Genomic DNA, 14162 nt, shown 5'->3' with positions numbered 1-14162 from the left:
CGGTGGCCGTACCGAAAAGGAAGGTCTCGCGCAGTAACACCCGCCACCGCCGTGCCCAGTGGAAGGCCTCGCCTCCCGATCTGGTGCCCATCGAGGTCGGCGGGCGCCGCCTGCTGGTGCCGCGCCGCCTGGTCGCCGCCTATCAACGCGGGCATCTCTGAGGGGCTAATTTATGATCATGAATCGACGGTATCAAGTGTTACCTCGATTCCCTTGTTAGCGTAAAACCCCGGCAAATACGGTGGCCCTCCGAAGATCCGCTCAGTGGGCGGCAAGCAGAGAGGTGCCCCGTAATGTACGACGCCTGGACGGAGCATCCCGCCGACGACCTCGATTCGATGGTCCTGCAACCCCTGGTGACGCCCGAATACGAGCAGAACCCTGGAGCGGTCCACGAGCGCCTGCGGGGGATCTACGGGCCGGTCGCCCCGATCGACCTCGCGGGCGTGCCGGCCTGGCTCGTCCTCGGCTACCAGGAGTCGCTGAGCGTCTTACGCGCCCCCGGCGACCTGTGGAGCAAGTCGGCGGCCCACTGGCGGTGGTACGCGCAGGGCAGGGTGCCGCAGGACTGGCCCTTCCTCGGCACCTACCTCTCCAGCACGATGGGACAGCAGGAAGGTCCCGGGCACCTGGAACTGCGCACCGCCTGGACCGCCGCGCTCAAGCCCTTCCAGGACCTCTCCCACCCCCAGGCCCAGCTGCTGGAACGCCAGATCACCCGCTACGCCGACCAGCTCATCGACGTCATGGCCGACGGCGGCCCCAGCGGCTGGGCCGACCTGGCCTCGCAGTACGCCCGCCCGCTCCCGCTGATGGTCGCCACCCGTCTCCTCGGGTTCGACTCCCGGCGCGGCGAGGAGGTGGTGATGGACTGCTGGCGGCTCTTCGACGACAGCCCCGAGGCCCCCGCCGCGTTCACCCGGCTCTACTCGGCGATGGCCGAGCTCGCGATCGGCAAGCGCGAGCAGCCGGGAGACGACCTGCCGTCCTACCTGATCGCCGCCAAGCCCGACATCAGCGACGACCAGCTGGCCAGGGAACTGCTGATGATGCCGATGCTGCACTACTTGGCGGCGTCCCTCATCTGCAACGTCGTCGTCGCGATGGTCACCAACGCCGACGTCCGCTCGACGCTGTCGACGGGAACGATCAAGGAGACGGTGAACCGGGCGGCCCTGCTCAGCCCGCCCACGCCCAGCCTGCCGTTCCGGTTCCCGAAGATGAACGTCCGCATGGGCCGGTTCACCATCGCGGCCGGAGACCCGGTGATGGTGTGCGTCGCCGGAGCCCACGCCGACCCGTGGTTCGGCGGCATCGCCGGTGGCCGGAGCACGCAGAGCACCCGCGCCCACCTGGCCTGGGGCGCCGGGCACCACGGCTGCCTGGGCGCCCGCCTCGCCTCCACGATCGCCACCATCGGCGTCCAGCGCCTGGTCACCCGCCTGTCCCATCTCCAGCTCGCGATGCCGGCCGACCAGCTGCCGTGGGGCGGCACCCCGTATCTGCGGGGTCTGCGGTCGCTGCCCGTCCAGTTCGAGACCGCCGCCGGGTTCGTCCGGGCGAGCGCGTCGGGCCCGGCGCCGGTCGTGGCCCGCCGCCAGGAGCCGGAGCCCCCGGCCGACTCCAAGCTGTGGAACTTCCTGCGCGGCCTGCGTCTGCGCCGCAACGCCCGTCTGTGACGCCGTTCCCTCGGAGGGACCGGTGAGGAACGCCGTACAGGGAGAGACCCTGAACGGAGACGACGATGAGATTTCGACGGATGGCCGTCGCGGCGGTGCTCGCACTGACCGCCGCGACACCGGCACCGGCCCTGGCGCAGGTGACCGCGGTCGAGTTCTGGGGCTGGGGCCTCAACGACCGGGGCCAGATCGGTGACGGCGGAACCGCCGACCGGCGCTTCCCCCTGCTGGCGGGCGCCCTGCCGGGCGAGAGGATCATCAGGCAGATCGTCATCGGGAGCACCTTCGGCGGCGGCGTCGACGACTCCGGTGCGGTCTTCCTGTGGGGCGCCCTGCCGGGAGTGGTGAACAGCCTCGTTCCCGTACGTGTGGACGGTCTCCCCCCGGTCGAGTCGATCAGCCTGGGGGAGCGGCACGTACTCGCCCGCGCCGTCGACGGCACCGTCTGGGCCTGGGGCGACAACACCTTCCGCCAGCTCGGCGACGGCACCACGACCGGCAGGCCGACTCCCCAGCAGGTCGCGGGCCTGACCGGCGTCCGCATGGTCTCGGCCGGATACCGCCACAGCCTGGCCGTCACCCAGAGCGGCCAGGTCTGGGCGTGGGGCCACAACGGCTACGCCCAGCTCGGCGACGGCACCACGGTCAACCGGGGTTTCCCGGTCGTGCTGACCGGCATCACCGGCGCGGTGTCGGCCTCGGCGTCCAGGAGCGGCGTGTTCTCGCTCGCGCTGAAAGCCGACGGCAGCGTGTGGAGCTGGGGCAACAACGCCGACGGCCAGCTCGGCGTCGGAGGTTCCGCGCCCCGGTACGTCCCCACGAAGGTCCCCGGCGTCGACGGCGCCACCCAGGTGGCCGCGGGCGAGAAGTCCGGCTACGCCATCGTCGCCCGCCAGGTGTACGCCTGGGGCGACAACACCAGTGGCCGCCTCGGCGACGGCACGACCACGACCCGCCGCACCCCCGTCGTCACCCCCATCACCGACGTGCAACAGGTCGACCCCGGAATGGGCGGCACGGCCGCCGCCCTGACCACCGGCTTCTGGGCCATGACCTGGGGCGACAACACCGGCAACGCCCTCGGCCGGAACGCGGTGACCCCCTTCGACCCGGTCGCCCGCGAGGTGTTGACGAACACGCCGTTCAACTCCATCTCGATCGGCCACTCGACGGGGCTGGGCACGTCCAACCTGCTGCCCGACCCTCCGCCGAACTGGGCGAGAGTCCCCGACCTGATCGGCCTGCCCGAGTCCGGCGTCCGTTCGAGGCTGACCGCCGCGAGCCTGCGCCCGGGAGTCAGGAACACCTGGGTGGACCGCCACTGCGCCAGGCTCGGCCGGGTCGTCGATCAGAGCCCGGTCGCCGGTACGGCCGTCGCCATCGAGTCGGAGGTCGACTTCACCGTTGCGGTACCCCCTGCCGGACCGTGCCCGTGAGCCGACGGGTGCCGGTCGTCCGGTAGACCGGCACGAGCTCCTCCAGGAAGTGGTTGTCCAGCAGCCAGGAGATCGGCACCTCCTCCGGCAGCGGCGGAGCCTCGGGAATGAGCCTGCTGACCACGTGATACTGCGTGCCGCCGCCCGGCTGCTGGAACGCGGGCGCGATCGGCCCCACCTCGACGCGGAACGACTTCAGCACCCGGAACGCGTGGTAGTTGCACACGTGCTGCGGGTCGGCCGGATTGGTGTTGAGGTTGCGCGGCGGCAGCGCCCGCTTGCTGAACGCGTCACCCATCGGCGACATGAACGAGCCCCCGTTGCCGCCGAAACGGTCGAGTTTCATACCGGCCTGGAGAAACGTCGTCTTGGCCAGCAGACGGCCGTTCGGATAATTGCCGGACCGCCCGAATCCTGAGTCGGGCGGGAACCGGTAATTCTGCGCGGTGTAATCCCAGTAGCGCGAGAGGAAATGCTGCGGCTTGAGCCCGCCGAACGGCACATAGCCTCGCAGAATGGCTCCGAGATAATGGGCCTTAGGCAGGAACGTCGGCCCCAGGTCGGGGTCTCCGGTCACGTAGGGCGGTCCGCAGACCTGCCCTACAGGCACCGGGCCCGCGCCGTCGGCATGTGCGGCCACGCCGCCCATCAGGCAGATCGCGGCGGCCAGTACGGCGCTGCGTCGGTGAAATCGCATGACGTCCCCATTGGTCGTGCATACACAAGCGATTCAGCGATGAAATGCAGGTGAATGCGGTGATCATGGGCTACATTCCCGCCAACGCTCTAATTGCACACCTTAGACACTATAAGGGGAGCGTAAATTTAAATCCGGACGCGTTCGCGCAGTCCCGCGGCGAGCCCGGCGACGGTCAGCAGATCGATGAGTCCACCCCCGTAGACGACGAGCCAGGGCCTTTTGACTCCGCCGATGCGGAAACGCAAATGGACGCGGGTGCCGCTTCCTTCAGAGCTCAGGCGAATGGCCCAGCTGATGCTCAGGTGACCGCGCGTCGAGCGATGGACGAGCACATGAGGAGCGTCGTGCACGACGATCTCGAACGTCGCGTCCCGGCCACCCCAGTCGTCGATGACGTCACCCGGCCGCAGCCCCTGCAGCGACGGATCGATGTGGCGCAACGCCCGTCGGCGACGCGGAACGAACGTCTCCACCCAGGCGGGCAGATACCAGCCCGCGCGGTTCTTCCCCAGCTGCCCGAACCAGGGCCACACGGCCTCGGGCGGTACGGGAAGGTCGAAGGCCCGGTCCATCACCGCGTCGGGTGAGGGCACCAGGTCGTCTCCCGGCAGCCCGGCCAGCCTCTCGGACGCTCGCGGTCGCATGGGCACGTCTCCTCTGGTCACAGGTACGAAGGCCCGGTCACCCGGTGCCGGAACATCCACCACATCCACGCCTGCGCCGTCATCAGCACCGGAAGCACTACCAGCGTCGGCGGCAGCAGAAACGCCAGCGACGCGGCGTCGGCAGCCCGGTCACCAGGGTCCAGCCGCCATCCCATCAGCACCCCGGCCGCCGTCATCAAGGCCGAGGTGACCAGAAACGGCAGCCCGAACCCGGCCCGACGGCGCAGCACCCCGGTCAGCCGCAGCGAGGAGAAGGCCAGCCCGTGCAGGCCGAACAGGACGACGACCACGACCACGCCGACGAGAGAACCCCCGATCAGCGCGCCCCACCCGAGGGCCATGCACCAGCTCGCGACGACCACGGCGACGTCGGCGGCGCCCCGCCAGGACCGGCGGTCGACCCGCCCGCGCAGCCAGAGCCCCATGTCCCGCACGACCCACCCGAAGAGCAGCAGGGTGAACGGCACATACCGGTCGTGGACGACCTCCGCCTCCAGCTCGGGGAACGCCCCGGCCAGCAGCCCGATCGTCGCCACCAGCCACACCTCGTTGGCCAGGAAGAACGGAGCGATCCCGGTCAGGACCATCCGGCGCTCGTGGTCGGTGCGGCCCAGGTAGGGGAGCATCATGCCGGTGCCGATGTCGGCCCCGCCGAGAACCAGGTAGCCGAGGGCGAAGAACGCCAGCACGGCGACGGCGACGACCTCCATGGTCATCTCCTTAGAAAGTCAGAGGCGAAATCGAGGGGGCGGGCTCCAGCGCCGAGCCGTCCGGCCCCCGGCGGGCGAACCGGGCGAGGAGCCAGACGTTGACGACGCCCAAAACCACGAACAGCCCCGTGAAGATCACCAGGGAGGCCCGGAGCGCGGACGGTGACATCGGCGACAGGGCATCGGAGGTCTTGAGCAGGCCGTACACGACCCAGGGCTGGCGCCCCGTCTCGCGGAACACCCACCCCGCGAGCAGCGCGACGAACGGGAGCGGCAGAGCGAGGACGAGAAGCCGCAGCCGGACGCGGCGCCCGGCCAGCGCCACCACCGTGACCAGCAGCATCAGCACCCAGCAGAACATCATCAGATAGGCGGCCGTCGTCCCGATCGAGGACGGGACGTACTGGTCCGGCCCGTATCGGGCGGCCAGCTCACCCTGGAGAAGGGCCTGCTCGGCGTCGTCGCCCAGCAGCGCCGCCTTCATCGGCTGGGTGGCCTCCAGGACGTCGAAGTGCGTCACGCCCATCCACACCGTCAGAACCAGCGCGGGCGGCGCGACCCACAGCCCCCACTTCAGCGAGGTCGCGTAGACGGCCTCGTCACCGTGGCCGGGGCGCCGCAGGTGCCAGGCGCTCACCCCCGCGAAGACCAGCCCGCCGGTCAGCAGCGCGCCACCCATCAGGTGGCCGAGCGCGACGAGGGCGCTGGCGTTGCCGAAGACCGCGCTCGCGTCGGTCAGCCGCAGAACGCCGCCGACCACCCGGGCGCCCACGGGGTTCTGCAGGAACCCGTTCGACAGCATGATCCAGAACGCAGAGGCGTAGGCGGTCAGCACGATGCCCCAGATCAGACCCAGGTGCAGCCACCGGTTCATCCGGCCCCACCCGAAGATCCACAATCCGAGGAACGTCGACTCCAGGAAGAACGCGGTGAGCGTCTCCATCGCCAGCAGCGACCCGAAGACGTTCCCGGAGAAGTGCCCCAGCCCCGACCAGTTCAGACCGAGTTGCAGCTCCATGACCAGGCCGGTGACGATGCCGACGGCGTAGTTGATCACGTACAGCTGACCCCAGTAGCGCGTCATCCGCCAGTGCAACGGCGAGCCCGTGACCGTGGCGCGCGTCTGCACCAGGGCCACCAGCGTGGCCACACCCAGCGTGAAGGCGACGAACAGGAAGTGGATGCCCGCCGTGAGGGCGAACTCCAGCCGGGCGAGATCGACAGTGGTGGCGTCCACTAGCCGAACACGGCCTTCTTCACCGCGGGGACCCGGTCGGCCACCCGCAGCAGGGTCCGGAAGGTCCCGCGGGCGAACCGGCTGGTCGTCGCGGCCGACTCGGCGTTGCGGCGGGAGGCCGCCAGCGCCGGGTTGGCCCATCCCCGCATCTCCTCCTCGTAGGAGGCGACGGCCGTAAGGAGATCCGGGACGTCCGTCAACGCCCTGCGCAGCGCCGCCGCGTCCCGCAGGGCCGTGTTGGCTCCCATGCCGGCCATCGGCGTCATGTTGTGGGCGGCGTCGCCGAGCAGGGTGACGTTGCCACTCGGCCACGACCGCAACTGAGGCATCGACCGCAGCACCACGGGCGCCACCGAGCCGGGGTCACCGTGCCGGACCAGGGTGGTCAGCGCCGGTGACCAGGTGGCGATCCGGGCCAGGACGAGCTCCCGCAACTCCGTACCCGACAGCTTCTCGACGTCGGCCGGGAACCCGGCCCGCCCGCCGACATAGGCCCAGACGGCGTCGGTCGCCCACGCGCAGACGAACATCCACCCCGGCCCCGCGGGCACGACGCTGTTCGGGGAGCCGTCCAGGATCTCGCGGGGCAGGCCCGCCGTCGCCTCGCCGGTCATCGCGGTCCGCCCGGCGATGCTGATCGCCCCGAGGTCCTCGCGCCGCAGCTGCGGCAGCCGCTGCGCCCGGACCCGTGAGTTGCTCGCATCGGCCCCCACCAGCAGGTCGCCGTCGGCATGCCCGCCGTCCGCGAAGTGCGCCCTCACTTGCCCGCCGGGAAGCTCCTCGTACCGGACGAACTCCTTCCCCCACCGCACCGTGCCGTCGGCCAGATCCGTGAGCAGCAGGTCCCGCAGCACCGAGCGCCCGATGGACCGGCGCCGCCCCTGCGCGCCGTTCCCGATCCGGGTGAGCGGCCGCAGCCGCTGATCGTAGAAACCCGAGGTGGACCCGGCCTGACCGGCCCGCTCGTCGATCGACGTCCAGATCGCGGCCGGAAGCGAGGCACGCAGGGCCGCGCACCCGGCCTCGTTGAGGTGGATGCCGTAACCCTGGAGGTCCACGGTCCGGTCGTGACGGCGCTCGAAGACCTCGACGTCGATGCCACTGCCGCGTAGCCCCTGGGCGAGGCAGAGCCCGCCCAGCCCCGCACCGATGATCAACACCTTCATGGGGAATCCCTTCTTTTCCCCGCATCGTGAACCGTTTTCTCCGGCCGTCACAAATTTGCTTTTTCCCGAAGAACGGCGAATCGGGAGGGCGAAAGAGCCCCGGTGTGGCGTTCAGTGGTGCGGCGGAAGAGCGAAATACTCTTCTGGGTGTACGCCCGTTACTCCCGCCGGACCCTCAGAGGGAAGTCCGGCGTGCCGGGAGTACCGCGAATTCATTCGCGAGAACGAAATAGGGCCCGTTACTCCCACGGGAGTAACCGGAAATCCGCCGCTGGTACGACCCGGCCCGCCCACCGAGCCACGAACATGGACGGACGAGACGACCACCGAGGACACCATGTGCCGCACCCTGCGCACCGACATCCCGCTAGCCCTGGCCCTCATGGCCCTGTCGGTCGTGCTGACCCGGCTGGGCGACAACGGTAGACCACCCGACACCCTCGGCTGGATCCTCATGATGTGCGGCCAGGCCTCCGTCGCGCTGCGCCGCCTCCACCCGACCGCCGCCGTGGTCATCCTGGTCGTCTTCATCGGCCCCTACCACGCACTCGGCTACAACCACATCGCCCCGACTCTGGCCGCCATGCTGGTCCTGTACGGTTTCGCCACCACCGCCCCACCCCGCCGCGCCTGGACCGTCGGCACGGTCGTGATCGCCGGCACCGTGGCCGCCGACTGGATCGCCGACTCCGGCGACGCCCTCGAAACGCTCCGCACCTCCGGCTGGATCGCCTTCGTCGTCGTGGCCGGCGTCTTCATGCGCGCCCAGCGCGACCGCGCCGACCGCGCCGAACGCACCAGGGAGGAGGTCGCCGCCCGCCGCGTCGCCGAGGAACGCCTGCGCATCGCCCGCGACCTGCACGACATCCTGTCCCACTCGATCACCCTGATCGGCGTCCAGGCGTCGGTGGCCTCCCACGTCCTGAACGTCGACCCCACCCGCCTCGACCGCCAAGCCCTGGCCACCGCCCTGGACGACATAGCGGAAAGCTGCCGCACGGCACGCTCGGACGTCCGCGCGACCCTGGAGTTCCTCCGCGACACCGACGGCCCCGAGCGAGCCGACCCGGTCCCCGACCTGTCGGCCCTCCCCGCCCTGGCCACCAGATCAGCGGCAGACCTCTTCGTCGACGTGGACGAAACCAGCCTCAGAGCCTCCGTCCAGGCCGCGATCTACCGCATCGTCCAAGAGGCCCTCACCAACACGACCCGCCACGGCGGCCCCGCCGCCCGCGCCACCATCCGCCTCACCGGCCGAGACCCGGTCGAACTCGACATCACCGACGACGGGCGCGCCACCGGCGACACCGGCGGCTCCCGTCTCGGCCTGATCGGCATGACCGAACGCGCCCGCAGCGTGGGCGGCACCCTCACCGCCGGGCCCCGCCCGGAGGGCGGATTCGCCGTCCACGCCCGCTTCCCCGCAGAGAAGGCCCCATGATCCGTGTACTGCTCGCCGACGACCAGCACCTCGTGCGCGGCGCGTTCGCCATGCTCATCGGTACGGCCCCCGACATGGAAGTGGCCGGCCAGGCGGCCACCGGCAGACAGGCCGTCGACCTGGCCCGGACCGTCCAGGCCGACCTCGTCGTCATGGACATCCGGATGCCCGACCTGAACGGCATCGAAGCCACCCGCGCCATCACCTCGGACACCGCCCTGGCCCACCTGAAGGTGCTGATCCTCACCACCTATGACACCGACGACAACCTCCTGGAGGCGCTGCGGAGTGGCGCGTCCGGCTTCGTCGTCAAGGACACCTACCCTGCTGATCTGCTCACCGCGATCCGCACGGTCGCCGCCGGAGACGCCCTGCTGTCGCCGGGGCCGACCAAGAGGCTGATAGCGCGGGCGCTGTCCCAGACGTTGCGGGTTCCCACGCCCCCGAACCAGGCCCTTGCCGTGCTCTCGGACCGGGAGCGGGAGGTGCTCACCCTGGTCGCCCAGGGGTTGACCAACCACGAGATCGGCACCGCCCTCGACCTCAGCCCGCTCACCGCCAAGAAGCATGTGTCCCGCATCATGGGCAAACTCCACTGCAGGGACCGCGCCCAGCTAGTGATCACCGCATACGAAACCGGCTTGGTCACCCCTGATCCGGGAGCCGGGCGTCGGCGGTAGTAGACGAGCGCGGGCAGATTCCCCCGCACGGTCCGGCCGCCGACCTCGCCGAACCGCGGGCGCCGAGCGTGTCGATGACCATGCAGCCGGCTGAACCCGGCGCCGGAGTCATTTTGTTAGGACCTCTTAGAACATCTTGGGTCCGCACCCTCTGAGTGCGTGCTTGAGAAGTGGTAATCCGTCCGGCGCGCCCTTGGACACGCCGCTGACGGCTACAAGGAATCGACCACTCAACCCGCCTATGTCGCCTTCTCGAACACCCTCTGAAGCCGGTCGGGTCCGACCCGGCGACCCGCTTAAGGATGAGACGTATCAGGCGCTGATCCGGATTCGATTGACCGAACGCGGCGCTGTAACGGTATGAGCGCCGTCCGTGGACCCGCTGCGTATCCACGTCTCTCCGGAATTCGCCCGCGCGAGGGTTTGCTCGCCATCCAGCATCTTCGGCCGGCTGTAAATTACATGCTCCACCGCGAAGAAACAGCATGATAAGCCGATTCCGGCGCCCGAGCAGCCGATGCCGCCTTTACCTGGGTCCGCTGGAAAATTTATCCTCTGTCGATCAAATGCTCCGTCCATTGAGGAGAAGCATGCAGAAGATCACGTGGGCCCGTCGGCTCGGCCTCATCTCAGCCGCCTTGGCGATCGGCCTGGCGACCGCGCCTCCGGCCGCACTCGCCGACGGCTACGACACTCCCCGCAGCGCCACCGCCACAGGGGCGGGCAACACCTACGCGGCCGGGTCGGCACTGGCCGAACAGCGCGCCCGAGCGGCCGTCGTCGCGGTCGGCCACGACTGCACCCCCGGCACCTACTCCACCCTGACGACCTACGTCTCCCCAGGCGGCGGCACATGGGTCTTCCAATCCACCCACCAGGCGATGTGCACCGACTGACGCGAGAGCCTGCCCGGTCAGGAGGAGAGATCCCGCAGCCAGGAGGCGATGGCCTTTCCGACCTCATCGGGCGCGTCCTCCTGCACCATGTGGCCGCCCTTCACCGCGACGTGCGCCTGATTCGGCCACGAACGCGCGATGGCCCGATGCGTTTCGAACATCGTCCCCGGAACCGCCTCGACGAACAATGTGGGAACCGGCGAATTCGCGAGCCATTCCGCATAACGCGTGATGACATCGTGGACATCGCGAGGTTCACCCGCGACCGGAACCTCCCGCGGCCAGGCGAGCGTCGGCCGCCGCGACTCGCCCGGTTCCGCATAGGGACGGCGATAGACGGCCATCTCCTCCTCCGACAACCCCCGCAGCACCTGCGAGGGCAGAATGCCGTCGACGAAGATGTTCCGGCCGATGACCATCTCCTCTCCCGCACCGGAGCGAATGGCCTGGAAGAAGGCCACCGCAGCCTCCGGCCAGTCGCCCCACGAGGGAATCGGCGCCACGAACGCCTCCATGTAGGCGATGCCCCGGACCGCGTCCGGATGACGGCAGGCCCAGTCGAAACCGAGAGCCGAACCCCAGTCCTGCACAACGAGCACCACCCGCTCGTTCACGCCGACGGCCCGGAGGAACGCGTCGAGATAGCGGCGGTGTTCGACGAACCGGTAGGAGCCCGGCCCACTGTCCGGAAGTTTCGCGGAATCGCCCATCCCGATCAGATCGGGAGCGATACAGCGACCGTGGCCGGTCAGGTGCGGGATGACGTTGCGCCATACATATGACGAGGTCGGATTGCCATGAAGAAAGACGATCGGATCGCCTTCTCCCTCGTCGACGTAGGCCATTTCCAGCCCGTCGATCTGAATACGACGCTTCCGATAACGTTCCTCGGCAGAAATCACGGTTCTCTCCATTCCGAATGGCCCGCCAACGCGGTTGCCGGCGCGGCTCCGGTCGGAGATTCTGCAGGACGAAAGGGGTCTTGCCACAAGCCCCCGGCTGAGGCATACTCTGCGGCCGTTATCGGGTTCTGCCCCACCTTGCACCCTCTCTGCGCTGCGGGTTCGTCGATGGGCGATGTTGTGTCGACCGCAGCCTTCGAGAGCCGGACTCCGAGCGAAGCGAGGCCCGGCCGGGGAGCGCGAGGGGTGGAGCCCTGAGGTGGCCAGAAGCGAAGCAGGGATAAATCTTGTCTGGCCATGTCCAGCTACGACCTCGAGGGATCCCGGCGGCTGAACAATGGATGCCGGGTGGCGTCGACCCGTAGCAGGCCGCACGAAGCCAGATCCTCATCTTCGGTCAAGGGACGCATCGTTCTGGGTCATCGCTGGCGCGGCATCGCCCACCCCCACGCTGGCCGGGGAGAGCATCCGCGTCATGCGGAACAAGATCATCGTAGGGATCGCCTGCGTGGCCATCACCTGCTCCGGCCCGGCGGTCGCCTCGGCCTCGACGGAGGCCCTCGCCAGTGCCATCACGACGGCGCCGGGCCAGGTAGTCCGATTGTCACTGGACGGTGCACACCTCACCGTTCGCGATGCCTTCGCCGTGCTGGAAGCCGACACCGTACAGGTGAAACTCGCCCCCAAAGCCGTCACCGCCATGACGCGCACCCGCCGAGGCGCACTCGCCGCACTGAAAGGCGGCGCCCGGGTCTACGGCTGGAACCAGGCCCTCGGCCCGCTGAAGGACCGTCCCCTGGACGACGGCCAGCAGCGGCAGTTCCAGCGCAACATGCTCCTGTCACACGCGGCCGGAACCGGCCCCGCCCTCCCCGACCGCGTCGCCCGCTTGGCCCTGATCATCAAGGCGAACCAGATGGCCCGCGCCGACGAGGGAGTCCGCCCCGAGGTGCCGCAGAGGCTGCTGGATTTGGTCAACGCCGGCATCACCCCCGTCATGCCACAGATCGGCTCGCTGGGCACCGGTGACCTGCAACCGCAGGCCGTGGCCGGACTGGTCGCGATCGGCGAGCAGGCCCCCGCCCGCTACCGCGGCGAGGAACGCCCCGCCGCGCAGATCCTCCCGATGGCCGGGCTGAGCACGGACTTCGAGTTCCAGCAGGGTGAAGCCCTCCCGCTGATCAGCGGCAGCACTGTGGCGGCCGCCCAGTTCCTGGACGCCGTCCATCAGGCAGATTCCCTGGCGGACCTGGCCGAGGGCGCGTTCGCCCTGTTCATGGAGGCCACCCGCGCCGAACAGAGTTCCCTGGACAGACGCACCCACGACGAACGCCACATCCCCGAACAGAACGCCGTCGTGGCCAGGCTCCGCGCCCTGATCAAGGGCAGCCAGTGGATGACCGACCGAGGACGAGCCCAACTGGACACCGCCCTCGGACAGGAACCCCATCCGCGAGTCCAGGACGCGGTCTCGGTACGCGCCGCCCCGCACATCTTCGCCGTACTCCGCCGCGACCTGGCCAACGCCCGCACCATCCTGCAGCGCGAGATCAACTCCTCGACCTCCAACCCGCTGATCTTCCCGAGGCAGGGCGGCGGCCACGAGTTCGTGATGGGCGGCAACTGGGACGGCGCGATGATGGGCCACGCCGCCGACACCCTCAACGCCGACGTGACCGACGTGGCGGTCCTCTCCCAGGAACTGTCAGGCCGCCTGCTGTCAAGCAGATGGAGCTACGGCCTGCCCCCCAACCTCGCCGGCGGCCTGATCGGCCTGAACTCCGGCCTGGTCCAGGTACAGACGGTCGCCGCGGCACTGATCCCCGAAATGCAGAGCAACGCCTTCCCGGCCAGCGTCCTGTCCCGCCCGGTGAAAGACGGCCAGGAAGACCACAACTCCATGGCGATGGCCTCGATCCGCAAGACCCTCGCCAACCTCGGCCAACTGCCCACGGTCCTGGCCGTGCAATACCTCATGGCCGCCCAGGGCATCGACCTCATCAAGGACAAGATGACCGGCCTGTCCTTGGGCGCCGGCACGAGCGCCCTGCACCAGGCCATCCGCAAACGCGTCCCGGCATTGGTCGACGACCGCTGGATGACCCCCGACCTGCAGGCCATCACCAACGCGGTAACCAACGGCGAACTCCTCACCACCGTACGAGCAGCCACCACCCGCTGACCCGCTCCCAGCCCAAGGGCTCCTCAACAGCGCCGTCGGTGCCGCCATGATCGTGCTCGTCCGCGCGCGGACGGATGGTGGCGGCATACACGGCGAGAGGCGATGTCGTAGAAGCGGAGCCGCACCCCTATGGCTGGGTCTACATCGGCAGGCAGTAAGGGATGAGCCGGGCTGGTGATCGCACGTTGGGTCGCCACAAACGATCGATGGCTCTACGAAGGACCATCACGACTGCACGCCCAGGCCAGAGTGGCAAGGTCGTCCAAATTGACGCCAGGGGCCATCGAAAGGCGAAGCCACCCGAATTCCACGAGCGAAGCGAGTTCGATCCGAGCGAAGCGAGGCCTTTCCAGGGAGCGCGAGGGGCAGGAGGCCCCTCGCAAGGAGCGCAGCGACCCAGAGCGAAGCGATGCCGGGCCGCGACAGCGGACCAGGGGGAGCGTGAGGGGGCGAAGCCCCCTGTCAGCG

General features: G+C 69.3%; 13 protein-coding genes. 7 read left to right on the top strand and 6 right to left on the bottom strand.

Annotation, left to right across the window (positions count from 1 at the left end):
• Positions 1-2: 2 nt before the first annotated feature.
• The 3 genes from rpmF (at position 3) to ACYQ78_RS34420 (ending at position 3115) form a co-directional block, all read left to right on the top strand.
• Entirely contained in the window at positions 3-161 is a 159-nt protein-coding gene (gene rpmF, locus ACYQ78_RS34430) for a 50S ribosomal protein L32 (protein ID WP_459805147.1), read from the top strand.
• Positions 162-293: 132 nt separating this feature from the next.
• The gene (locus ACYQ78_RS34425; protein ID WP_459805146.1) at positions 294-1679 is read left to right on the top strand and encodes a cytochrome P450 family protein; all 1386 of its coding nucleotides are present in this window, start codon (positions 294-296) and stop codon (positions 1677-1679) included.
• 65 nt (positions 1680-1744) lie between these two features.
• Complete coding sequence (locus ACYQ78_RS34420; protein WP_459805145.1) at positions 1745-3115, top strand: PASTA domain-containing protein; 1371 nt, start codon at positions 1745-1747, stop codon at positions 3113-3115.
• Here ACYQ78_RS34420 and ACYQ78_RS34415 read toward each other — a convergent pair.
• The 5 genes from ACYQ78_RS34415 to ACYQ78_RS34395 form a co-directional block, all read right to left on the bottom strand.
• Positions 3078-3812 (bottom strand): TNT domain-containing protein, encoded by a 735-nt coding sequence (locus ACYQ78_RS34415; protein ID WP_459805144.1) that lies wholly within the window; start codon positions 3810-3812, stop codon positions 3078-3080. The genes ACYQ78_RS34420 and ACYQ78_RS34415 overlap by 38 nt on opposite strands.
• Positions 3813-3940: 128 nt before the next feature.
• Positions 3941-4459, bottom strand: coding sequence for an SRPBCC family protein (locus ACYQ78_RS34410; protein ID WP_459805143.1), 519 nt, complete (start codon positions 4457-4459; stop codon positions 3941-3943).
• A gap of 17 nt (positions 4460-4476) precedes the next feature.
• A complete protein-coding gene (locus ACYQ78_RS34405) occupies positions 4477-5190 on the bottom strand; it encodes a cytochrome d ubiquinol oxidase subunit II (RefSeq protein ID WP_459805142.1) in 714 nt (237 codons plus the stop codon).
• 10 nt (positions 5191-5200) lie between these two features.
• The gene (locus tag ACYQ78_RS34400; protein ID WP_459805141.1) at positions 5201-6427 is read right to left on the bottom strand and encodes a cytochrome ubiquinol oxidase subunit I; all 1227 of its coding nucleotides are present in this window, start codon (positions 6425-6427) and stop codon (positions 5201-5203) included.
• Entirely contained in the window at positions 6427-7593 is a 1167-nt protein-coding gene (locus tag ACYQ78_RS34395) for an FAD-dependent oxidoreductase (RefSeq protein ID WP_459805140.1), read from the bottom strand. The genes ACYQ78_RS34400 and ACYQ78_RS34395 overlap by 1 nt, the downstream gene beginning before the upstream one ends.
• Before the next feature lie 337 nt (positions 7594-7930).
• Between ACYQ78_RS34395 and ACYQ78_RS34390 the strand changes: the two genes are divergently transcribed.
• The 3 genes from ACYQ78_RS34390 (at position 7931) to ACYQ78_RS34380 (ending at position 10610) form a co-directional block, all read left to right on the top strand.
• Positions 7931-9034 carry a sensor histidine kinase gene (locus ACYQ78_RS34390; RefSeq protein WP_459805139.1) on the top strand — a complete coding sequence of 368 codons (1104 nt, stop codon included), beginning with the start codon at positions 7931-7933 and terminating at the stop codon, positions 9032-9034.
• On the top strand, positions 9031-9714 hold the full coding sequence (locus ACYQ78_RS34385; RefSeq protein ID WP_459805138.1) for a response regulator: 684 nt from the start codon (positions 9031-9033) through the stop codon (positions 9712-9714). Before ACYQ78_RS34390 ends, ACYQ78_RS34385 begins: the two co-directional genes overlap by 4 nt.
• A 590-nt stretch (positions 9715-10304) precedes the next feature.
• Entirely contained in the window at positions 10305-10610 is a 306-nt protein-coding gene (locus ACYQ78_RS34380; RefSeq protein ID WP_459805137.1) for a hypothetical protein, read from the top strand.
• Between the two features lie 17 nt (positions 10611-10627).
• On the opposite strand, the gene ACYQ78_RS34375 is transcribed toward ACYQ78_RS34380, so the two are convergent.
• Positions 10628-11512 carry a haloalkane dehalogenase gene (locus tag ACYQ78_RS34375; protein WP_459805136.1) on the bottom strand — a complete coding sequence of 295 codons (885 nt, stop codon included), beginning with the start codon at positions 11510-11512 and terminating at the stop codon, positions 10628-10630.
• 475 nt (positions 11513-11987) lie between these two features.
• On the opposite strand from ACYQ78_RS34375, the gene ACYQ78_RS34370 reads away from it, so the two are divergent.
• Complete coding sequence (locus ACYQ78_RS34370; protein ID WP_459805135.1) at positions 11988-13694, top strand: HAL/PAL/TAL family ammonia-lyase; 1707 nt, start codon at positions 11988-11990, stop codon at positions 13692-13694.
• The last annotated feature ends 468 nt before the right edge of the window (positions 13695-14162 follow it).

This window comes from Herbidospora sp. RD11066, assembly GCF_054661255.1.
This window is presented reverse-complemented; position numbering and strand designations above follow the sequence as displayed.